The sequence below is a fragment of the Sulfurimonas sediminis genome (assembly GCF_014905115.1).
GTDB lineage: Bacteria > Campylobacterota > Campylobacteria > Campylobacterales > Sulfurimonadaceae > Sulfurimonas > Sulfurimonas sediminis.
Genome location: NZ_CP041235.1, coordinates 1129305 through 1151238, shown reverse-complemented (window position 1 = coordinate 1151238; position 21934 = coordinate 1129305). Strand labels below are relative to the sequence as shown.

General features: G+C 38.0%; 25 protein-coding genes. 15 read left to right on the top strand and 10 right to left on the bottom strand.

Going from position 1 to position 21934, the window contains the following annotated elements:
• The first annotated feature begins 21 nt into the window (after positions 1-21).
• The 3 genes from FJR45_RS06215 (at position 22) to FJR45_RS06205 (ending at position 2259) form a co-directional block, all read left to right on the top strand.
• Complete coding sequence (locus FJR45_RS06215) at positions 22-495, top strand: hypothetical protein (protein WP_193151843.1); 474 nt, start codon at positions 22-24, stop codon at positions 493-495.
• A 69-nt stretch (positions 496-564) separates the two neighbouring features.
• The gene (locus FJR45_RS06210; protein ID WP_193151842.1) at positions 565-1116 is read left to right on the top strand and encodes a hypothetical protein; all 552 of its coding nucleotides are present in this window, start codon (positions 565-567) and stop codon (positions 1114-1116) included.
• A gap of 126 nt (positions 1117-1242) precedes the next feature.
• Entirely contained in the window at positions 1243-2259 is a 1017-nt protein-coding gene (locus tag FJR45_RS06205; protein ID WP_193151841.1) for an NAD(P)-binding domain-containing protein, read from the top strand.
• A gap of 25 nt (positions 2260-2284) precedes the next feature.
• Here the strand turns inward: FJR45_RS06205 and FJR45_RS06200 are convergent, their stop codons facing one another.
• The gene (locus tag FJR45_RS06200) at positions 2285-2644 is read right to left on the bottom strand and encodes a hypothetical protein (RefSeq protein WP_193151840.1); all 360 of its coding nucleotides are present in this window, start codon (positions 2642-2644) and stop codon (positions 2285-2287) included.
• Positions 2645-3040, bottom strand: coding sequence for a group III truncated hemoglobin (locus tag FJR45_RS06195; RefSeq protein ID WP_193151839.1), 396 nt, complete (start codon positions 3038-3040; stop codon positions 2645-2647).
• A gap of 194 nt (positions 3041-3234) precedes the next feature.
• Here FJR45_RS06195 and FJR45_RS06190 point away from each other — a divergent pair, with 194 nt between their 5' ends.
• A complete protein-coding gene (locus tag FJR45_RS06190) occupies positions 3235-3549 on the top strand; it encodes a hypothetical protein (protein WP_193151838.1) in 315 nt (104 codons plus the stop codon).
• A 181-nt stretch (positions 3550-3730) separates the two neighbouring features.
• The gene (locus tag FJR45_RS06185) at positions 3731-6445 is read left to right on the top strand and encodes an AAA family ATPase (RefSeq protein ID WP_193151837.1); all 2715 of its coding nucleotides are present in this window, start codon (positions 3731-3733) and stop codon (positions 6443-6445) included.
• 95 nt (positions 6446-6540) lie between these two features.
• On the opposite strand, the gene FJR45_RS06180 is transcribed toward FJR45_RS06185, so the two are convergent.
• Entirely contained in the window at positions 6541-6942 is a 402-nt protein-coding gene (locus FJR45_RS06180) for a bacteriohemerythrin (RefSeq protein ID WP_151900342.1), read from the bottom strand.
• Between the two features lie 4 nt (positions 6943-6946).
• On the bottom strand, positions 6947-7321 hold the full coding sequence (locus FJR45_RS06175; RefSeq protein WP_193151836.1) for a hypothetical protein: 375 nt from the start codon (positions 7319-7321) through the stop codon (positions 6947-6949).
• 134 nt (positions 7322-7455) lie between these two features.
• Here FJR45_RS06175 and FJR45_RS06170 point away from each other — a divergent pair, with 134 nt between their 5' ends.
• Together FJR45_RS06170 and FJR45_RS06165 are read left to right on the top strand one after the other, a co-directional pair.
• Positions 7456-8895: a protein adenylyltransferase SelO gene (locus FJR45_RS06170; RefSeq protein WP_193151835.1), complete on the top strand. Its 1440-nt coding sequence runs from the start codon at positions 7456-7458 to the stop codon at positions 8893-8895.
• Between the two features lie 87 nt (positions 8896-8982).
• Positions 8983-9261 carry a hypothetical protein gene (locus tag FJR45_RS06165; RefSeq protein ID WP_193151834.1) on the top strand — a complete coding sequence of 93 codons (279 nt, stop codon included), beginning with the start codon at positions 8983-8985 and terminating at the stop codon, positions 9259-9261.
• Here the strand turns inward: FJR45_RS06165 and FJR45_RS06160 are convergent.
• Both FJR45_RS06160 and FJR45_RS06155 read right to left on the bottom strand, forming a co-directional pair.
• On the bottom strand, positions 9250-9633 hold the full coding sequence (locus tag FJR45_RS06160; RefSeq protein WP_193151833.1) for a group III truncated hemoglobin: 384 nt from the start codon (positions 9631-9633) through the stop codon (positions 9250-9252). The two genes, FJR45_RS06165 and FJR45_RS06160, sit on opposite strands and share 12 nt — an antisense overlap.
• Positions 9634-9903: 270 nt before the next feature.
• Entirely contained in the window at positions 9904-10968 is a 1065-nt protein-coding gene (locus tag FJR45_RS06155; RefSeq protein WP_193151832.1) for an ADP-ribosylglycohydrolase family protein, read from the bottom strand.
• Positions 10969-11071: 103 nt separating this feature from the next.
• Here FJR45_RS06155 and FJR45_RS06150 point away from each other — a divergent pair, with 103 nt between their 5' ends.
• The 3 genes from FJR45_RS06150 to amrB all read left to right on the top strand — a co-directional run bounded on the left by FJR45_RS06150 (position 11072) and on the right by amrB (position 13592).
• Positions 11072-11710, top strand: a complete 639-nt coding sequence (locus FJR45_RS06150; protein WP_193151831.1) for a hypothetical protein — start codon at positions 11072-11074, stop codon at positions 11708-11710.
• Between the two features lie 92 nt (positions 11711-11802).
• Positions 11803-12795 carry an AmmeMemoRadiSam system radical SAM enzyme gene (amrS, locus tag FJR45_RS06145; protein ID WP_193151830.1) on the top strand — a complete coding sequence of 331 codons (993 nt, stop codon included), beginning with the start codon at positions 11803-11805 and terminating at the stop codon, positions 12793-12795.
• Entirely contained in the window at positions 12792-13592 is an 801-nt protein-coding gene (gene amrB, locus FJR45_RS06140) for an AmmeMemoRadiSam system protein B (protein ID WP_193151829.1), read from the top strand. Before amrS ends, amrB begins: the two co-directional genes overlap by 4 nt.
• Before the next feature lie 2 nt (positions 13593-13594).
• Here the strand turns inward: amrB and FJR45_RS06135 are convergent, their stop codons facing one another.
• Positions 13595-14629 (bottom strand): polysaccharide deacetylase family protein, encoded by a 1035-nt coding sequence (locus FJR45_RS06135; protein WP_193151828.1) that lies wholly within the window; start codon positions 14627-14629, stop codon positions 13595-13597.
• A gap of 66 nt (positions 14630-14695) precedes the next feature.
• On the opposite strand from FJR45_RS06135, the gene FJR45_RS06130 reads away from it, so the two are divergent.
• Positions 14696-15286 (top strand): hypothetical protein, encoded by a 591-nt coding sequence (locus FJR45_RS06130; RefSeq protein WP_193151827.1) that lies wholly within the window; start codon positions 14696-14698, stop codon positions 15284-15286.
• On the opposite strand, the gene FJR45_RS06125 is transcribed toward FJR45_RS06130, so the two are convergent.
• Positions 15283-16137, bottom strand: coding sequence for an NAD(+)/NADH kinase (locus FJR45_RS06125; RefSeq protein WP_193151826.1), 855 nt, complete (start codon positions 16135-16137; stop codon positions 15283-15285). The two genes, FJR45_RS06130 and FJR45_RS06125, sit on opposite strands and share 4 nt — an antisense overlap.
• An 83-nt stretch (positions 16138-16220) precedes the next feature.
• Between FJR45_RS06125 and aspS the strand changes: the two genes are divergently transcribed.
• Genes aspS through thiI form a run of 3 tightly spaced genes read left to right on the top strand, consistent with a single transcriptional unit; the run spans position 16221 to position 20018 of the window.
• Positions 16221-17978, top strand: coding sequence for an aspartate--tRNA ligase (gene aspS, locus FJR45_RS06120; RefSeq protein ID WP_193151825.1), 1758 nt, complete (start codon positions 16221-16223; stop codon positions 17976-17978).
• A 4-nt stretch (positions 17979-17982) separates the two neighbouring features.
• On the top strand, positions 17983-18561 hold the full coding sequence (locus tag FJR45_RS06115) for an adenylate kinase (protein WP_193151824.1): 579 nt from the start codon (positions 17983-17985) through the stop codon (positions 18559-18561).
• A gap of 11 nt (positions 18562-18572) precedes the next feature.
• Positions 18573-20018 carry a tRNA uracil 4-sulfurtransferase ThiI gene (gene thiI, locus FJR45_RS06110; RefSeq protein ID WP_226966497.1) on the top strand — a complete coding sequence of 482 codons (1446 nt, stop codon included), beginning with the start codon at positions 18573-18575 and terminating at the stop codon, positions 20016-20018.
• Between the two features lie 7 nt (positions 20019-20025).
• On the opposite strand, the gene adk is transcribed toward thiI, so the two are convergent.
• Both adk and FJR45_RS06100 read right to left on the bottom strand, forming a co-directional pair.
• Positions 20026-20676: an adenylate kinase gene (adk, locus tag FJR45_RS06105; protein ID WP_193151823.1), complete on the bottom strand. Its 651-nt coding sequence runs from the start codon at positions 20674-20676 to the stop codon at positions 20026-20028.
• Positions 20676-20972: a hypothetical protein gene (locus tag FJR45_RS06100; protein WP_193151822.1), complete on the bottom strand. Its 297-nt coding sequence runs from the start codon at positions 20970-20972 to the stop codon at positions 20676-20678. The genes adk and FJR45_RS06100 overlap by 1 nt, the downstream gene beginning before the upstream one ends.
• A gap of 59 nt (positions 20973-21031) precedes the next feature.
• Between FJR45_RS06100 and FJR45_RS06095 the strand changes: the two genes are divergently transcribed.
• Positions 21032-21763, top strand: coding sequence for a competence/damage-inducible protein A (locus tag FJR45_RS06095; protein ID WP_193151821.1), 732 nt, complete (start codon positions 21032-21034; stop codon positions 21761-21763).
• The last annotated feature ends 171 nt before the right edge of the window (positions 21764-21934 follow it).

Genomic DNA, 21934 nt, shown 5'->3' with positions numbered 1-21934 from the left:
CCCTACCAAAGGAGAAGTATTATGCTCATGGCAAATCTGCAGGATGATATCAGTGATGTCGAACTTAAACAAAGATGGCGGCTCTACTGGATAACGACAATCTTTGAATTTTCAAATCTCAAACTCCAAGAGATGGCATGGGTCTACCCCCAAACTGCCAAATGGCCAGAAGATGAAGTGTGGTCTTCTTCCTTTGATGAATGTATAAGTGCCTATTTTGAGATATTAGCACTCGACGACGCTTACGAAAAAGCTGTCCGGAATGCAAATGTTTCCAAACAAGAGGCTGATCATGCAAAAAAGTTTCATCAACTTGCAGCCTTTTATATGGAACCGGATGCAAATTCTCAGGAGATACTGCAGGATGAAGAGTGGCTCATGGTTGTCAGTGCAGCAAAAAAGTTCTGGGAGTATTTGAAAAAGAATGTCACATCACAAAGAGAGAAAGACTTGATGAATAACTTAGAAAAAAAGTTTCCATTTTCTTGTGACTGAGTATTTAAGAGACTTATAGCTACAATTCATGAAATCAAAAACCATATTCTTATGAAGGTAACAGCAAAAATGATAACACAAGAAGAATTAGAATCGATACAAAGCAGTGACGAGAATGTTCGCAGAGCATTAGCAAACAACCCAGAGACATCTACAGAAGCATTGGATAAATTAAGTGAAGATGAAAACCAGTTTGTACGCGCAAGAGTTGCTGCACATATCAATACATCTTCTGAGACTTTAGACAAACTGAGTAAAGACGACAGCCCGTTTGTTCGTGAATTTGTGGCAGAACACCCAAATACTAATGTTGCAACACTCATTGCACTCAGTGAAGACTCAGAAGTTGTATCATGGGTAGCCGGCAATGCAAATACTCCTGTTGAGATACTGGACAGACTCAGCAGTGACAATGATGTCTTTGTAAAGATCTCTATAGCGGTAAATCCAAGTACAACACCGGAGATATTAAACAAACTCAGTAAAGACGAAGATGAAAATGTACGGGCAGCCGTTGCAAAAAATCCGATTACACCACTTGACATACTGGAAAGATTAAGCAAAGATGCCCATGAAGAGGTTCGAAAAATTGTTTCAGAGCATCCAAGCAGAGCGGAGTAAATCCTCTAAAAGCTAAGGATATTTTAAAAATATATTAAAAAAATAACATAAACAGATATTAACAAGAACATTTTCCAGAAATTTACTATACTACGGCCTGAATTTTACGACAAAAAGGGGAAATAAATGGCGCAAAATAATCCAAAGACAGTAGACCTGGCAATAATAGGTGCAGGTCCTGGAGGAATGGCAGCTGCTATAGAAGCAAAACTGGCCGGTATCGAAAATGTTATGGTTATAGACAAGGCACCACATCATAATGATATGATTCACAAGTTTTATAAAAAAGGCAAAAGAGTAGATAAAGACTGGATGGGAATCAAGTTTGAATTTACCGGCAATGTTACTTTTGAAGAGTGTTCAAAAGAAGATTATATCCAACAAATGAATGATAAGTTAAGTGAAGCCGGTGTATTGGACAAATTTGAATACAACCATGAAATCATTAGAATTGAAAAAGAGGAAGACGGACTTTTTTCAATTGTTTATGCTACAGACGGCATAGCTGAAGCGCTTGAAAATATGAGAGCAAAAAATGTCATTCTTTCGGTTGGTCGCATGGGGAAACCTAACAAGCCAAAATACAAATTTCCAAAAGAACTCAAAAGTGTACTTAACTTCAACCTTTCCAAAGTTCAAAACGGTGAACATGTAATGATAGTCGGTGGTGGAGATACCGCCGGTGAGTATGCCTATGGTTTAATTGAAATGGAAGGTATGGAAGACTGTGTTGTAACACTCAACTACAGACAGGCTGAAATAAAAAGAATGAATCCGATCAATACACAAATGTGTATGAAGTACCTTGATAACGGTAAACTTATCAATAAACTCGGTGTAGATGTTGCAAGTGTTGAACCGGGTACAGAAAGAGCAATCAAAGTAAACTTTACAGATGGAACTACCGGTGAATATGACAGAGCAGTCTATGCACTTGGCGGTACTACTCCAAAAGACATCCTTGTAAACTCAGGTGTTAAAACAGGGGAATGGGATGTTCCGGTATATGATGAAAAAACTTTTGAGACAAATGTAAAAGGTCTTTATACTATTGGTGATGTTGTTACGGATCAGGGAAGTATTGCCCTTGCATTCAATCACGCAAGTGATGCTGTCAAAGATATTGCTTCAAAGTTAAAATAGAGTTTATCTATTTTAACTTCGTTGTTTAGGACCTGGATTTATAAGTTGTGTTTACATTATCAATAAATGATTTTGTAAACATTCCTACGCGAGGATCATCCTCAAAATGATAGGCCGCAAATCCGAAAAAATCTTCTGGCGTAATGTCATACTCTATCATTTTATTTATTGCACCTGTTGTGTCATTGTTAAAAAAGAGTTCTGCAATTTCTTCACCCTGATTTTCACTGTTTTGAGCATCAGTCGGCCTGTAGCATTTTTGTTTGAGCATTTGTTCTTCAAGTTCATCAAGTCTGTCGCCCTCTTCTACAGTGGCTGTACCCGTTTTAAGAATTTGCATCACCAGTTGCTGCATTTCTTCTAATATTTTTGCCTGTTCGCTCATTTAATCCTCCTCTTCTTCATCAATACCTAAATTTTCAATAAACTGCTCAGCTAAAATATCTGCTTTTTTATAAAATTTTTGCGCAATTTCCGGCACAAACATGCCCTCAACAACATTTTTAAAAAGTATCAGCCAGCGTTCAAAAGTTTCTCTGTACATCTGCCCTAAAAATGCATGCGGAGGAAAAGGATCACCCTTGTAACCAATTTCTGCATTCATCATCAGCAGCCAAAACCCAATCAATGTATTTAAATGTTCATGCCATTTTCCACTCTTGAGGTCACTTCCCAGTGCTTTTGTAAAATAAGGGCTTAAAATATCATCTTTGAGTACATCAGCATAGAACCGGTGCACCATCTCTTCTACTTTAGCTCTGTCTACGGTATCATAAAGCATACACTCTCCTAGTTTTTAATCATAAAAGTATAGCTAAATTTTATTCCAAATGATAATGATAATCTTTTTATAGTCTTAAATAAAATAATTAATTTAATTCTTATATTTTCAGTTTGTTTTATTTTACTACCATTCTATCTGTTATAATATAAAAATTAGTTATAAAGCTGATACAAATTACAAGGAGTGTTATTATGGTAGAAGAACAAGTAAAAAAATTAAAAAAAGTAGTGGAACTTGTTGATAAAGTTCAGGTGAATCCTGATGTAACAGTTGATTATTTTATTCCTGGTGTTTTGGTTACAGAAAATGTCAAAGGACATGATGAGGCAAAAGGCCCGTATATTCAATTTACATATGCTGTAAATGACACTGACTCACATATTCAGATTGTGCCTTTAACATTAAATGATCTTGAAAAAACTCCTGAAGACCTGGCAAACTATATTACGTTTTCTCTAGAAACGTTTATGGCTGAAATGGACTCTCGCCAGTTTGGTGCACAGTAAAAACCTCACTGTAATCTAGTGATTTAAAGCTATTGGAGCCTCTTTTGGCTGCTAGCTTTAATTTGCCTTTCTCTTTTACCCCCTGCCTTTTATCTTATGTTTAGGCTCAACAACAATTCAGTAATATACACAAATTAAAAAATATTATATAAAAAAAACAATGCAATAAAGAGATGAGAATATGCCAAATTTAAAAGAGTTAGCCCAAGCAGCTATGGACAAAGAAGAAAAGAACAAACCGAGTTTAGCAGAACTGGCCCAGGCAGCAGTAGAAAAACATGAAAAAATCATTGAAGACAAATATGCCAAAAAATTGGCGCAGGAAGACAAAGAACCGATTGTGCAAGCAAACAACAACATAGAGCTTGCAAGAACTTTAAAAGAAAAACTTTCAAAAGAACTTTTCGGACAGGAACAGGCCATAAATACTGTTGTTAACAGTATGAAAAATGATATCAGCGAAAACAAAAAAGCGCCTAAAGCCACTTACCTCTTTTTGGGTTCTCCTGCAACCGGAAAAACTTTTTTGGCTGAGCTTATGAGTGAACATCTGCCAAAATATAAAATCATGAAGTTTGATATGACACAGTACCATCAACAAAACGGTGGTGAACTTTATGGCTATCCTGCCGGATGGAAAGGTTACGGTGTCGGTCAACTGACAGGTTTTGTACACAGAAACCCCAAAGCGATTATAGTACTTGATGCTTTTGAAAAATGTGACAACATCATTCAAAGTAACCTGCTTGGTATATTTGAGGGTGGCCAACTGCGTGACGGCTGTGGCTGGGACAAAGTCACAGATGCTCCCTGCAGTGAAGATCCGGACATTATATACAACGAAGAAAACGCCAACTATATGGTTGATTTTACACAGGCAATTTTTATCATCACCACAAGTCTTGGAAAAGAGCTTTATCTTGACAACCGCTTTAAAGAGCTTGTAAAACAGGATTATATTCAAGCCGAGTCTATGATTCTTGAAGCCATTAGACGTGAAAGAAAAAGAGACAGCAGAAGCGGCGGTTGGCAGGAAGCAATTTTGCCGGAATTGGTTTCTCGGTTTTCGCAGGCAAATATCTGTCTTTTTAACAAACTCAACTACGATGCTTATGCAAATATCGCAAAAAAAGTCTTTTTGCAGTATAAAGACGGCTTCAAAGAAAGATACAACATTGAGTTTTCAGTTGAAGAGAACTTCGATGATTTTTTGAAAACACAGATTCTGAACTTTGCACCGGAACTCGATGCCAGACGCATCAAAGACAAAGTCAGCACCACTTTTTTTGACAGAATAACAGCATATATAATGGATTCAGGTATTAAAACAAGCGAATTTAACAAAATTAAAATCTCCATTTCTAAAAGCTGTATCAACTACCTCAAAGAAACGATTGATCCTCTTATAGAAGATGAAACCCTTGTCAAAGAACTTTTCAGAAAAAACATTACACTTGATGTCGAAGATGCTATTACCAGCAAACGGGGCGTGATAAACTATAAAATTTTCAACATTCGATTTAAACAGGTGACAAAAATCAAAGATTTCAGTGAAGACGGATTGGTTTTTGACATTCCAAACGTTTCTTTTGATGATATAGCGGGGCATTATAAGGCGAAGCAAAGACTCCAGGAAGTCATTAACTTTTTTAAAGAACCCAAACTTCTTGAGAGTTTCGACATTGCACCGCCAAAAGGTATGCTTCTTTACGGACCTCCTGGAACAGGAAAAACAATGCTGGCAAAAGCCTTTGCAAAAGAAGCCGAGTTGCCTTTCATCGCTGTAACCGGACTTGAACTTCTTGACCCGGTAAAAACAAAACAAATTTTCGCTAAAGCAAAAGAGTATGCCCCCTCTATAGTCTTTATAGATGAAATTGACACCATAGGTAAGCGCGGTGGAGATGACGGAAAAGAGATCCCAATTAATAAACTTCTTTCAGAAATAGATGGTTTTTCAGATACAAAGGGAGAAAATATTTTTGTTATAGCGGCAACCAACTATAAAGAAAATATTGACAGTGCAATCATCAGACCCGGTCGTATCGAAATTCACATTGAGGTAAACAACCTTGACAAAGATGCCAGGGAGTATTTTTTAAATAAAATCATACAAAACAAACCTTCAAGCGGTTCTTTTGATATGAACAGACTGCTTATGCACACTGCAGGATTTACCGGTTCACAACTTGAACTGTTAAGCAAAGAAGCATCATTTTACTGTCTGCGTCACGGACTGCCTGCTATAACACAGGAAATCCTGGTTGAGCAGATAAATGCCATTAAATATGGAGAAAAACAGACCTATCTCTCTGCGGAGCAGATATTTGAAGAGACAGCGGTTTATGAAGCGGGGCGTGCAGTTGCTTCTAAAATACTGATGCCTCACATACATATAGAACATATAAGTTTGACACCAAGAGACAACAATGAACATTTTATTTCCAATGATTATAATGAAATTCAGGATAATATGACTGTTAAAGATTTTAAAAACAGGATATTGGTTTCCCTGGCAGGCAGAACCTCACAGATTAAGCGTTTTGGCAGCAGTGACGGAATGAATTCCGGTGCGTTAAATGACCTGCAACAGGCTACGCATGATGCCTATAAGGCAATAGCACATTATGGAATGGACGCAGAAGTCGGCTACATTAATATCAACGGAATTATGGATGCACAAAAAGGCAGCAGTGTCAGTAAAGATACAGAGCACTACCATACAAAAATCGACAAGGCACTTGAAAGATGGATGAATGAGAGTGAGGAAAATATTAAAAATTTTATTGATGAACACTGGAATATTATCGAAGAACTTGCATCTCTTCTTCTTGAAAAAGAGATTATTTATGAGGATGAACTCGATACCATATTAAAAACAAGATTATCGCACTAAAGGGCTCCAATGCATAAAAAATGGAATACTCCCGAGAAACTCGAGCAGGCGCTTGATGCAATTTTAGACATGAATCCGTATCTGAAAAAATAAGACTACATTGCATGTCCCAAATGTAAAGCCATCTCCGAGTCCCATTTTGATACATGTAAGACCAGCCACTTTTTAAAATCAGTTTCTAAAAAATCCTGCAGTTCAAGAGGACTTTTTAAGACGAGCCATCTTTCAAAAAACTTTGCAATCTTTTCTCTCATTGTATCATGATCATTCTTGTGAACTTGGTAATTGGTATAATTATTTTGTTTCATCATCTCTTCTTCTGTCTGAAAATGGTCTTCAACATCAAACAAAACAACTTTAAAAAGCTCATCAATTTTTTCTATATCTTTTGCTACGACTGCATCATAAAAACTGTTAATGATCTCAATTTCCTCATCATGAAGCATATTAATCACTTCATTGCTTACCTGTTGTACCTCATGCGGTTTAATCAGCATACTGTTATCTCCTTTTACTTGCCATAATACGTTCGAGCATCGAATCAAGCTTTCCGGTTGAGCGTATTTCGATGACTGATGTTACTACTCCGTGCAGTGCAACATAAATTAAAAATTCTGTAAGCTCTTTTGCCCCGCTTTCTTGCGCTTTTTCCTCAAGTATCTCTTTTTGCAGTTTATTTACACTGAATCCAAGTTCTACCGTAGGTTCTTCTGCAGACAAGCCTGCATCCGAGATACTGAAGGTCTGTGCTCGCAGGGCTACAACTTTTAAATATGTATAAATATCATCAAAACCGTTTTCCTGTGCTCTTAAATCTATCGTCTCTTTTTGCGCAGGTGTCACTTTAAAGTATATAGCAGTTTTTTCATCTGTCAAAATTTATTTCCTTCTTCTTTAGAGGTGCTCTTAAGAAAATATTATATAATTCTTTTCCTTAGCTGGCACAAAAAATAAGAAAGTAAATCCTGAGTACTGCCCTCTTTTTAGCCCTCTGCATGTAATATTGTTCTATGAAACTTAATGATATGATTTTACAGACACCCTACCTTTCACTCGAGAGTGATTTTTACAGCTTTCATGATCCTCAGCCACTACAAGACCCCTGTTTGATAAGTTTTAATGATGCAGCTGCCAAACTCATTGGTCTTGATACTGATGCCGGTGATGATCCCTCTTTTGTCCCACTGCTCAACGGTACCTTCTTGCCAAAAGGTTCACGACCGTTTTCCATGTGCTATGCGGGTCACCAGTTCGGACATTACAACCCCTGGCTTGGAGATGGAAGAGCATGTAACTTAGGAAGTCTCAATGGATGGAATCTCCAGCTCAAAGGCAGCGGCGAAACACTCTACTCCCGTATGGCAGACGGCAGAGCAGCTTTGCGTTCTTCCATACGGGAATACTTAATGAGTGAGGCGATGCACCATTTAGGTATTCCGACAACACGTGCTCTTGGAATTATCGGCTCAAAAACAAAGATTCTTCGCGATACGATGGAAGAGGCAGCCATTGTTATGCGTATGGCAACAAGCTGGATACGCTTCGGCTCATTTGAGAATTTTTACTATACAAAGCAATATACAAAACTTGAAGCACTTGCCGAGTATGTTATTGCCGAATCGTTTCCTCATTTAAAAGATGATGAAGACCGTTTTTTTAAAATATTTTGTGAAATTCTTCACAGAACTGCAACTACCACTGCAAAATGGCAGGCTGTCGGTTTTTGTCATGGCGTCATGAATACGGACAATATGTCTATAGAAGGGTTAACAATTGATTACGGTCCTTTTTCAATGCTTGATGATTTCAACTTTAACTATGTCTGCAATCACAAAGACCGTGTCGGTCGATACAGTTATGACCAACAGCCAAATATTTCCTACTGGAATCTTACCAAATTGTCAAAGGCTCTCTCTCCCATTATTCCGAAAGAAAGAATGCAAAAAAAGCTTGATGAGTATGGAGCCTCTCTTTATCCCAATGCATACCTCAAGGAAATGCGTAAAAAACTCGGACTGCAAGAGGTGCTTGAAGAGGATTTTGAACTCATAAAAGAACTTGTCGGAGCATTGCAGGATGCCTATGTGGATCATACCCAGTTTTACAGAATCCTCAGCCATTACAATGGCAACAAGGCAGATCTTTATGATATTGCGATGAATCCTGTAGCCATAGACAACTGGTTAAAAGTCTATGATAAGCGTCTTGAAAAAGAAAAACGCTCATCTGCACAAAGAAACAAGGCCATGCTTAAAACCAATCCAAAATACATCTTAAAGAACTATATGCTTCAAAAAGCTATAGAACTTGCGCAAAAAGGTGATTTTTCAATGGTACAGGCACTTTTGGATATTGCAAAAAATCCTTATAATGAGTTGCCGGAATTTGAACATTTTGCACAAGAAACACCGCAAGAGTATAAAAACATCGGACTTTCATGTTCATCATGACTGAGCCTAAATTTAAACAAAGAACAAGTAAACAAAAAAGCGATTATTGCTTTTTTACAAAATAATAATATCAGTCCGGATAATGTTATGGATTTTAGTCAAAAATTTGAAACAGCATATCATGTTGGTGAGAGTAGAAAATTTTATGAAGCAACAACAGTAGGATTTAACGTACTTGATACGACAGCAACAAATGTATTGCTCGTAGATATAAACAGTATTGAATTTGAAACAGAATTTAAAATTACTGAGCAATCATTCCATTATAACGATACCAATGAGACACTCACAATTAGCAGCAGTGAATCAGAAAAACACAATGAAGCATACAAAATAGTTATTAACAGTATTTATTTAGATTTTTAATGTATTGTTTATAAACTGTTGAGAGAACAAGGTTGCTTTTTTCTTAAAAACTTCGGCAATCTCAGGCACATAGACTTCATCAACACTCAAAGAGAAAAGTTCCAGCCATCTGACAAAACTTTCTCTGCTGATTTGGGGAAGTTTAATGTGTGCACCTATAAAGTTCCCTTTATAGGTTTTTTCACCAAGCATCTTGGCCAACCAAAAATCAACCAAAAGATCAATATGCTCAACCCACTCTTCACTTTGCATATCATCTCCGAGTTCATGCATAAAATAAGGGCCCAGTATGGCATCTTCTATGGCTTTTTCATAAAACAAAGTCATTAAAACTGTAAGGTTTTTTCTGGTAATTTCGCTTTGGAATTTCATTGTGCATCCTTTTTTCCAAAATAATTCAAAACGAATTTAAATTAATGTTTTTTCGGAACCGGTACTTCAGTGCCGGCTGTTGCAATAGTCTTGCCACTCTCAGCCGGCACTGAAGTACCGGTTCCAAATAAATGCTTAACTTAATGGCATTGAGACTTTAGTCTGGGCTGTACGTCTTGAAAGACTAAGAACTAGGTTAAAACCTGGTTTCCGAAAAACTGCCAAACTTTTGAAGCGAAAGTATAGCAAAATTTATAATAAAACCGAACTTTAAACCTCTTGCAAAAGAGGCAGAGTTTCCAAAAGTTTTTCGCAATATTCCCATTGATCAAGAGTTTCTTTCCATTTGGGATTAATTGCATCTACTCCAAAGTATGCACCAAGCACCATGCCTATGGCAATTGCCCGTGAAGCATTGTCTCCGCCAACCATTGCATTTGCCGCCAAGGCTTTGTTGAGTCCATCCTGTTCATCCGCATATTTAAGTATAAAATAAACCGAACCCGGTAAAGTTCCCTGTGTGGGAGATGCTTTACCAACTTTTATAGGCTCACTTCTTCCTACATCCCAGAGTTTTGCCATAGATGTCAGTGCCAAATCATCACAAAACTGCTCTTTTGAGAGTTCACTGTTTTCATCTGTTGCTTCTTTGTGTTTTGCTATAGCCTGGGCAACCTTGTTTTGTATAAAACCTCCCATCTGTACAGCTACAGTTTCAATGGCATCACGTGGAGTAGAACCATTAATGACACGGTGCGTAACTCTGGCAAAAAATTCGCCCCCATCAAGCGCTTCAGGATGACGGTGCGTAAACATTGTCTGTCGCGCAACCTCTGCAAGCGTCTCTTCATCATCATAGTAGGCATGTGCCGCAACATGACGAATGGCTGTGGCATTTGAACCACCACCCAAACGCTCAACAGGTACACCCTGTTTCACCTGCGCATAGGTCTCTTTTGTCATTGTACAAATCCATGAACCCCATCCGTTTTCCAAACGGTTCATCCAGTGTGGCAGCAATACGGCGACATCAAATTCTCTTGGCGGATTGGCCGTAGCTGCAAGATGTTCTAAAATGACTATATTGTAATCACCATAGTCAGTCGTTCCGCCTGCTTTTTTGCCAGGATGATAGTTTCTCTCACCCCAACCTATTCCATGCGTCTGTCCTCCCATCATCTCACCCGGACTCATAAATTTTTCTATCGCTTTGTTTCCGTATGCTTTGTAGATTTTCTGTGCGTCATACTCATAATGAGAACCCAGACACAAAGCATCGCCAACCAGTGCACCGAAAAATGCACCTTTTATCGAAGATTTCTTATTTCTTAACATATAATTTCCTTTTAAACTATTATATCAAGGTGACTTTTACTCAAAGAAGTTAAAATATATGTTCAAAAATACTTCAAAAGTTTTTAAGTAAGGAATACAACTAATGCAAAAAATACTCAAAAATCTTGCAGATACAGCAGCAGCAAGCAATACATGTAATAAAGAAATATTAAAAGACTACATAGTAAAACATGCAGGCTCTACGGAAATAATCTATAAAAAAGACTATCCTGTCGCACTCATAAATGAAAAAAGAAAAAAAGAGACTGGCAAGTCAGATGTAAGATATATTGATATAGTTACTCTCAACAATGATACTGAAAATCTTAAATATGCAGCGAAAAGAGAACAGGATTTTTGGAAACGACTGCTAAGTGTTGAGCATATTGAAGCGATGATTTCACTCCAACGTGTACCTAAAGATGAGTGTACAGATGTGTTTATAGAACAATCTCTCCAAAAAAGTAAAACCAGACAATGGAGTATAGAAACGCAACTCCGTGATGCAATGCGTGCAAATAAAGAAAACAGAGAACTTGGAGCAAAACCTTTTATTGTCCTTTTGTGCACAGCTGCCGTTACATGTAAACAAACAGATCACATAGAACTTCTTTTAAAGCACTATTTTCATGAAAATGTTCTTACATTCTTATCTCAAGACAAAAAAATTAAATATTATTTAGCCTATAGCGAACAGATGAGTGATATAAGAATGCGGTACTTTTATAAATTCAACAACTAAAAAAAACATATTTGACTTTTTTTAATAATTTGGTTAGAATATCCAATAGTTGAGTCTCCTGCAATAAAGAGACTTAACTCCAGGAGACTAATATGAATTATTATAAAACAATACCAGAAAAAGAAAAAATTATATGTATGTTATGCCAACACTACTGCCAGATGAAAGAGGGGCAAGTCGGTGTATGTGGAGTCAATAAAAATGAAAACGGGGAACTTAAGACACTTGTTTACGGGCATCCAAGTGCCTTAAATGTTGACCCTGTAGAGAAAAAACCATTGTATCATCTCTTACCAGGGACGACTGCACTCTCTTTTGGAACAGTCGGGTGTAATTTTAAATGCCCGTTTTGCCAAAACTGGCAAATTTCACAAGAGCATACAGTTGATGAAAGTGTATACATCTCACCTGAAAAAATGGTTGATTTGGACATAGAAAACGGTGCTTCTTCCATCGCCTATACTTACAATGAACCGACTATATTCTACCCATATGCCAAAGACATCGGCGTCATTGCCAAACAAAAAGGTCTGAAAAATATTTTTGTCACAAACGGATTTGAAACACCGGAAGTTGTCAAAGATATGGCCTCGTGGCTTGATGCTGCCAATGTAGACCTTAAAAGCTGGGATGATGCCTACTACAAAAAGATTTTAAAAGGCGGACTTGAGGCTGTCAAAGAGACACTCAGAGGCATGGTAAAAGAAGGTATCTGGGTGGAAGTGACTACCCTTTTAATAGAAGGTGACAATGACAGTGATGAAGATTTGGAAGCTATGGCATCATTTATAGCCAATGAACTCGGTGTACATGTACCATGGCATTTGAGTGCTTTTCATCCTGACTATAAAATGCAGGACCATGAGTATACAAAACTCCAAACACTGCAGCGTGCCAGTGATATAGCAAAAAAAGCAGGTTTATTGTATGTTTATATGGGCAATGTTCCCGTCCACGGCGATACATACTGTCCTGATTGCGGTACTTTGCTTATAGACAGAACAGGCTATGCAATCACAAAAAATTCTCTTGTTGACGGACATTGTCCAAAATGCAGACGAGCTATAGAAGGAGTATGGAAATGAGTACAAGAAAAGATGCGGTTGCGGGGCAGTTTTATCCCGCAAGCAAAGAAGAAATACAAAAAATGTTCGCTCATTACAATAAAATAATAGATGAGTCCATAAAAGACAAATCAGTCCTTGAAATAAAACCAAGAGCCATCATTGTACCGCATGCAGGCTATGTTTATTCTGCATTTACGGCAAATATCGCTTTTAGGCTCCTCAAAAATTCTCATGCGAAACGTGTGGTGGTGATTGGGCCGAGTCATCGTGTCTATTTGAACGGTACAAGTGTTGCGGAGTATGACAGTTATGAAACACCGCTTGGAAACCTGCCTATAGATAAAAAGCTTGCAGATGAATTGATAGAGAAATTCGGCTTACATTTTCAACCGGACGCCCATGCAGAGCACTCAACAGAAGTGCAGATGCCCTTTGTTAAAAACTATCTGCCGGAAGCTTCTGTTGTGGAACTTGTCTATGGAAATGAAAATCCGGCCAATTTGGCAAAAGTTATTGAATATTTGTTAGAGGATGAAGATACTGTTGTCGTTATCAGTACGGATTTGAGTCACTATTATGACATTGAAAAGGCAAAAACTCTTGATACCATTTGTCTTGATGCCATAGCCAATCTCAATCCTGCTGAGTTACATCAGGGCTGTGAAGCCTGCGGGATTATAGGCGTGGAAGCGATGCTGATTGCAGCAACACAAAACGGTCTGAAACCGACACTGCTCGATTACAGAACCAGTGCGGATGCCAGCGGAGACAAGTCGCAGGTAGTCGGTTATATGAGTGCCGCATTTACAAAGTAGTTTTACTCCAAAACAATCCACAAATGACTGTACCAGTACCATGCATTCCCCTGTGCATGGGCGGTACATGTGTAATGATTACGCGGATACTCCAAAGAATATTGTGCTTGCACTGTAACAGTTGTATTGTTTAGCCATTGTATTGCTATTTTTTTTCCATCAGCAGTAAAACATTGCAAATTTTTCAGCGGTTTTTTCAGTGTTAAAGTCAATGACGGAGGATTGTTTGATTCATTGACAAGAGTGTCTTTTAGTAAAACATTCTTTATAGGCAATGGTAGTGTGTTGATTTTGAGCCTAAACTGATCCATCTCCCCAAACCCTCCTGACATAGGAAATCGCGTTAAAGCCATAAAATTACTCTCAGATGAAATCGGACCTGAATTTTGGGCAACACCGATGTATCCCAGACTTTTTACCAAATTCATCAGTTTTAAATCATATTCACCAAAAGGATATGCCAGAATTTTTGGATTTTTACATACCTTTGCGCCAAGCTCTTTTTCTATTTTGGCTTCACACATTTCTATTTCTTTAGTAATATGTTTTTTGTAATTTTTGGGATCCTTTATGCCATCACGCACTAAAAACTGATGCGAATAGGTATGATTTGCATACTCTGCACCATATTTTCCCATCTCTCTCATCTCATCCCATGTCAAATAATGCACAGATTCATGCACAACAGGAGCAGAATTGACAAATACAGTAAAAGGAAATTTGTATTTTTTCAACAGAGGATAGGCTTTTGTATAGACACTGCGATATCCGTCATCTATAGTTATTGAAACCGTTTTATCCGGAAGTTCTTTTTTTTCAAGTAAATATTTTACTGTTTTAGAAAACGGCCAGACGGTATAGTTGTTGTCTGCCAGGTATTGCATCTGTTGTGTAAAAAGTTCCATAGATATACTCGTAGAGGGGTATCTGTCTTCATCAAATCGATGGTACTGCAAAACAACAGCATGGTTTTGGTGTGCCAAAAGAGAGCTTTGCAAAAGAAATATAACAAGTAAATAATGTATCAATATTTTCATGTTCTTATTATATCTTTATTTGATTTAGATACAATTATCGTATTATTTTTAAAGGCAGATTGTTATATGAACAACTATACAAAAAAACTCCTCTATCTTCTTCTGACATTTATAACGCTCATTGCCGGCTATGCCTATCTGCGTTATGCATACAAAGTGACTGACAGCACTCCTTTTACCCAGGAGATTGTCCTCATCATTCTTGGTACCATTGCAACAGTTTTTATAACCGCCCTGCTGCTGAACAAACAGACAGAAGTTGAAATAGAAAAAGAACAAAATATTAAATTTCTTGATTTAAAAGCGGCAACCTACGAAAGACTTCTGGACTTGATGGAGAACATGTCAGAACAGTCTCTTCTGACTGACAAAGAGATAACAAAACTGCGATTTGTGACACACAGACTTGCCATCTTTGCCTCACCTGCTGTTCTCAATGAATACAACAACTTCCTAAAAGTCCTCTCAGTGCTTTCCAAAGACGGAACACTTAGCAATGATGACCAACAGTTGGGAGAAGCACTCGGCAAACTTACCATACAAATAAGATTTGATCTGCTTAATGAAAACCCTCAGCAAAAAATTTATACAGCTGAGCAGATAAAAAGAATGATTAAAAAGAATTCTGACAGTTCATCCAGTATCAATATAGACTAGTCACCCCAGTGCAGTTTTTCTTTTAACACATCAAAATAGTTGAATTCGTCTCTGTGAATGAGTTTGACTCTTTTTTTGGCCAGTTTTATATGTATACTCTGTCCGATTTCGAGTTCATGCTTGTCCTGTCCGTCTATTATAAGCAATGCTTTGTCTTTTGGTGTTTTCATCTCTATGGAGAATTTTCCCGGTAAAACCACAGGCCTTTGTGTCAATGAATGCGGACATATGGGAGTCAGGGCAAAAACATTTGTCAGGGGAAACAAGACAGGACCTCCTGCTGAAAGATTGTATGCGGTTGAGCCTGTCGGAGTAGCCACTATCACACCGTCACCATAATAGGTATTGAATGCTTTTGAATCGACCAATGTCTCTACATGTATCATATTCGAAACGGAAGCCCGTGTGATAACAATGTCATTAAAGGCATAAAGAACAACTTCTTTGTTGTTTTGTATAAACTGGGCCTCCAAAATAGATCTTTCATCCACTCTGTAATTTCCTGCAACCAGATTTGCTACAAACTCTTCCAATTCGTTGAGATTGATATCTGCCAAAAATCCGAGAGAGCCGGCATAAATGCCAAATATCGGCACATCATGCCGAAAAGAGCGCCTGACAGTCGATATAAGTGTTCCGTCTCCTCCAAGTGTTACAAGGATATCTGAATTTTCACACAGATATTCAAATTCCATCCCCATAACACCTATCATGCCCCCGCTGATACTGTCTATAATTACTTCTATGTTATGTTTGTTAAAAATTTTTTCAAGCTTAAAATAGCTCTCTTTGAGTTCAGGAGTGGACGGTCGTAAAACAACACCGACTTTTTTAATTGTATTTGTTTTCAAAATTGCTCATTTGTATAATAATTTTGTTAATTATACTATATTTAGGTATAATCGCGAAAATTATTTATATAGGACTCTATATTTTGAGAACTCATTACTGTACAGATTTAGATGAAACAAATGTTGGAGAAGATGTCGTTCTTACCGGCTGGGCGAATAACTATCGCGACCACGGTGGAATTATTTTCATAGATTTGCGTGACAAAACAGGGCTTATTCAGCTTACATGTGACCCTGAGGATTCCGAAGAAGCGCATAAAGTTGCGAACAATGTCCGTGATGAATATGTTTTAATAGTCAAAGGGACCGTTCGTCTTCGCGGAGAAGGTTTGACAAATCCCCGTTTGAAAACCGGTGCTATTGAAATTGTTGTAAAAGAACTGATTATAGAAAACAAATCTGCTCCTACTCCTTTTGTAATCGGCGATAAAAATGTCGGTGAAGAGACAAGACTCAAATATCGTTACTTGGAACTTCGTGATCCTGATATGTATGAAGTTTTTCGCCTGCGTTCAAAAGCAGCGATTGCGGCAAGAAATATCCTTGACAAAAACGGATTTTTGGAAGTTGAAACACCGATTTTGACAAAATCAACTCCAGAGGGTGCCAGAGATTATTTAGTCCCTTCTCGTGTGCACAACGGTGAGTTTTACGCACTGCCACAGTCACCGCAGCTTTTCAAACAGCTTTTAATGGTTGGCGGGTTTGACAGATACTTTCAAATCGCAAAATGTTTCCGTGATGAAGATTTACGAGCTGATCGTCAGCCTGAATTTACACAAATAGATGTTGAGATGAGTTTTTGTAACCAGGAAGATGTTATAAAAATAGCCGAAGATCTGCTTGTGGCAATGTTTGATGCCTGTGGTGTTGAAATCAAGCCTCCTTTTAACCGTATTACATATAAAGACGCTATGGAATTATACGGCTCTGACAAACCGGATTTGCGTTATGACCTTAAAATGGTTGATGTCATAGACATTTTTGAGCGATGTGATAATGAAATCTTTACAAATATTGCAAAAAAACCACATGTAAACCGCATTAAGGCACTCAAAGTTCCGGGTGCTGATCTGATATTTTCAAAACGTGAAATGAAATCTTTTGAAGAGTATGTACGTAAGTTTGGCGCACATGGTCTTGGATACTTCCAGATGAAAGAAGACGGGCTCAAAGGTCCTTTGACTAAGTTTTTCTCAGAAGAAGACATAGCGCTTATCATTGAAAGAACCGAACTTGAAGTCGGAGATGTTGTATTTTTTGGTGCAGGTGAGAAAAAAACGGTATGGGATTACATGGGAAGATTCAGAAATTTCATTGCCGAGCATGAAAAAATGAATCTGATAGACGAAAATGCTTTTGAATTTGTATGGGTTGTTGATTTTCCAATGTTTGAAGTCGAAGACGGTCGCGTAAAAGCACTGCACCATCCCTTTACCATGCCAAAAGATACTGACAAAGATGATGTAGAAGAGATAGAGTCTATCGCTTATGACATCGTTTTAAACGGTACAGAACTTGGTGGTGGGTCTATTCGTATCCACAAAGAAGAAGTGCAAGAAGAGGTCTTTAAACTCCTTGGTATTTCAGAAGAAGAGGCACAGGAAAAATTCGGTTTCTTACTTGATGCTCTTAAATTCGGTGCACCTCCACACGGTGGTTTTGCTTTAGGATTCGACAGACTTATTATGCTTTTAACGAAAAAAACAAGTATTCGTGATGTTATTGCCTTTCCTAAAACACAAAAAGCCTCTTGTTTGTTAACTAAAGCACCAAGTCCTGTGGACAATGCACAACTGCGTGACTTACATATACGCCTGCGTGAACAAACAAAGGCATAATATTATGTCGCATACAAAAAAACTCTTTCTTATTATCGGAGCTCCAGGCTCCGGTAAAACTACAGATGCCGAACTAATAGCCAAAAACAATGCCAATATAACACACTACTCTACCGGTGATATGCTGCGAGCCGAAGTAGAGAGCGGGAGTGAAAGAGGCAAAGAGATACACAGATATATCTCAAAAGGCGAAATTGTTCCTATAAATATTGTCATTGAGACGATTATCAATGCTATAAAATCTTCTCCGACTGACATTATTATCATCGACGGCTACCCTAGAAGTGTAGAGCAGATGCTTGCACTTGATAGCTACCTGGAAAAGCATAAAGACATTGAACTCTCCAGTGTTATTGAGGTAGAGGTAAGCGAAGAGACAGCCAGAGAGAGAGTGCTTGGACGCGCCAGAGGTGAAGATGACAACAACGAAGTCTTTAACAACCGTATGAAAATCTATATGGAACCTTTAGGGCAGATCAAAGATTTTTATACGCAAAAAGGCATTTTAAAAGTCATTTCCGGTGAGCGAAGTATTGAAGAGATAGTTCACGAAATGGAAAGCTTTATTCAATCAAAAATCTAAAGGCCCACACGGTGCAAAAATTCATTTTAAAACTTTTCCCAGAAATTATGATCAAAGGACCCTCTGCAAAACGCCAGATGGTCGGTCAACTTTATAATAATCTCCTGACAATTCTACAGCGTATTGATACCAATATAAAAGTAAAAAAATTTTCCGATAAAATTGAAGTTTTAACCCCTGAAGATGTCTTACCTGAAGTCAGACAAAGACTTTTAGATACTCCGGGAATTGAGCAGATACTTGAAGTCCTGCAGTTTGACGACATGGACACAATTGACAAAATTAAAACAAAAATTCGTGAACTGGTGGCTGATTCTCTTACTGATAAAACCTTTGTGGTAAGAGTCAAACGTACAGGCAAACATGATTTCAGCTCTATTGATATAGAAAGAACTGTCGGTGGACACCTTTTAGCAAACTCAAAAGCAAAAAATGTTTCGTTGAAAAATCCTGATGTGATTGTACAGATGGAACTTATTCAAAACCAGCTTAATTTTATTTCTACAAAATACAAAGGGCTCAGCGGTTTTCCCATCGGAACACAGGGAGATATACTCTCACTGATGTCTGGCGGATTTGATTCTACTGTGGCTTCGTATCTTACAATGAAGAGAGGAATAAAAACGCATTTTATTTTCTTTAATCTTGGCGGTATGGCACATGAAATCGGTGTAAAACAGGTTGCTTTGTATCTTTGGAATAAATTTGGATCTTCACACAAAGTCAAATTTGTCTCTGTTGCTTTTGATGACGTGCTTACAGAAATCTTCAGGGCAACACCACCGACTTATATGGGTGTAATGCTCAAACGGCTTATGCTTCAAGCCGCTGAAAAAGTTGCCAATGACATGGAGATAGATGCCCTTGTAACAGGAGAGAGTGTTGCCCAGGTTTCAAGCCAGACACTTCGTAATCTTGCACTCATAGACGAAGTCAGCAACAAGCTCATTTTGCGTCCTTTGGCAACAATGAACAAACCTGACATCATGAACATAGCCAATGAAATCGGCACTCGTCATTTTGCCGAAAGTATGCCAGAATATTGCGGTGTTATTTCTCAAAACCCAATCACGCACGGTTCGCATAAACGTATGGAGAAAGTAGCACAAAAATTCAACTATGATGTACTTGATACAGCAGTAAAAAATGCACAGCATTTAAGTATTGATGAAATAGTGGATGACATTACAAATCTGGCACCTGTTGAAGTTGTAAATGATTTAGACAGCGGTGATTTTACGGTGATAGATATTCGTCCAGAAGAAGAGTGTATTGCGCTTACATGTAACACGCTCAAGATACCTTTTCACAAACTAAAAACAGAGTTTGACAAGCTTCCGAAGGACAAAGAGTATCTTCTGTACTGTGACAAAGGCATCATGAGCCAGTTACATGCACAGTACTTGCAAGATGCCAAAGGCTGTGAAAATATTCGGGTCTATAGACCCGAATCATAGCAGGTGATTAGTCACCGAGTTCTGAGACAATCGCTTTTTCAACATCTGCAATGTCGGCAGTACCGTCCACTCTGATATATTTAATATTCGGATTTTTTGCAGCCTGTGCTTTATAGTAGTCTATGAGCGGCTCTGTCTGTTCATGGTAGACTTTCAGTCTGTCCTGTACCACTTCCTCTTTGTCATCATCACGCTGTACTAAATCTTCACCCGTTTCATCATCTTTGCCTTCTACTTTTGGCGGATTGTAAACAATATGATAGGTTCTTCCGCTTGCCAAATGCGCACGTCGTCCTGACATACGTTTGACTATCTCTTCATCAGGTACATCTATCTCTATCACGGCATCTATTTCAATACCTGCATTGGTTACGGCATCTGCTTGAGGAAGTGTACGAGGAAAACCGTCTAAAAGATAGCCGTTTTTACAGTCATCCTGTGCAATTCTGTCTTTGACAAGCCCGATGATAATGTCATCTGTTACGAGCTGTCCCGCATCCATAGCCGCTTTTGCCATCTTACCCATCTCAGTTCCTGCTTTGATTGCGGCACGAAGCATGTCGCCTGTAGAAATTTGTGGGATGTTATACTTCTTGGTTAAAAACTGCGCCTGTGTTCCTTTTCCTGCACCCGGAGCACCTAAAAGAATTATTCTCATTAATTTTCCTCCTCATCTTTAAATCCGAAATCCTCTTCCGTATCACACTCTTGTGCAGCTAATATGTCGGCAACAAGCTCTTTTGCCTCTTCCTCTTCCATATCACCGTTTTTAATGTCTTCTACAACATCTTCGAGGTCAGATTTGAATTCACGAAGCTCTTCTATCTCTTCTTTGGCATCCTGTGTTGCCTCTTTACTGCCCGCAATTTCTTCAAAGATCTCATCGAGTCTTTCTGTAATGTCAGGAATAACACTTTTTGTCAACAGTTCTTCTAGTTTTTCTATATGTGACATTTTCTGTCCTTGTTAATTATTTATGAAATAATACTATAATTATGTAAAAAAGTGGTATGATGAATTTTTATGCAGTTATTATTGGAACAGAAATTTTAAACGGAAGACGCGTTGACAAACATTTTGATTTTTTAAAAAATGAGCTTGCAAAATACGGACAGGAACTTTTTGCCTCTTTTGTCATCAAAGACGATGTCGGACTGATGAAACGCACCTATAAAATGATACTCGACGACAAAGAAGCAGTAATGTTCTCTTTTGGCGGCATTGGTTCCACTCCTGATGATTTGACACGGGAAGTGGCCGCGGAGGTTTTTAGGAATTCCAAGCCCGTAACCCATGAAAAATTCAAACAGGACATTATCAACAAGTTTGGCAACGAGGCATATCCCCATCGTATCCACATGGCGGAGATACCGCCAAATGCAGAACTTCTGCCAAATCCGGTAAACAATATGTCCGGTTTTGCTTTGGACAGGAGGTTCTTTTTTATGCCGGGATTCCCCTCGATGTCCCATCCAATGAGCAGTGAAATAATAAAAAAATATTTTTCACGGGCAAGGAAAAAGTACAGATATACACTGCTGGCAGAAACAAGTGAAAATACACTCATTGATGTTATGCAAAAACTTCCAGAAAACATTGAGCTTTCTTCCCTGCCAATTTTTATAGAGAACAAACCAAATGTGGAACTCTCTTTAAGCGGAGAAAACAAAGAAGAGGTAAAAAAATATTTTGATATGTTTCAGGAGGAACTCACACGCAAACATATACCATTTAAAATATCATAAATCAAAGAATTTTATCATGTTAGTTTGATTATTGGTACTTTTATTGCTTTTATCTCTCATATATGTTGTTTATCGCATGACTTTAACACCTCATAAAGAGGAGTTTAAAGAAAAAGAGCAACAGCATTACACTTTTAAAATATAAGAGAAAATAAAACTATGGCATTAATA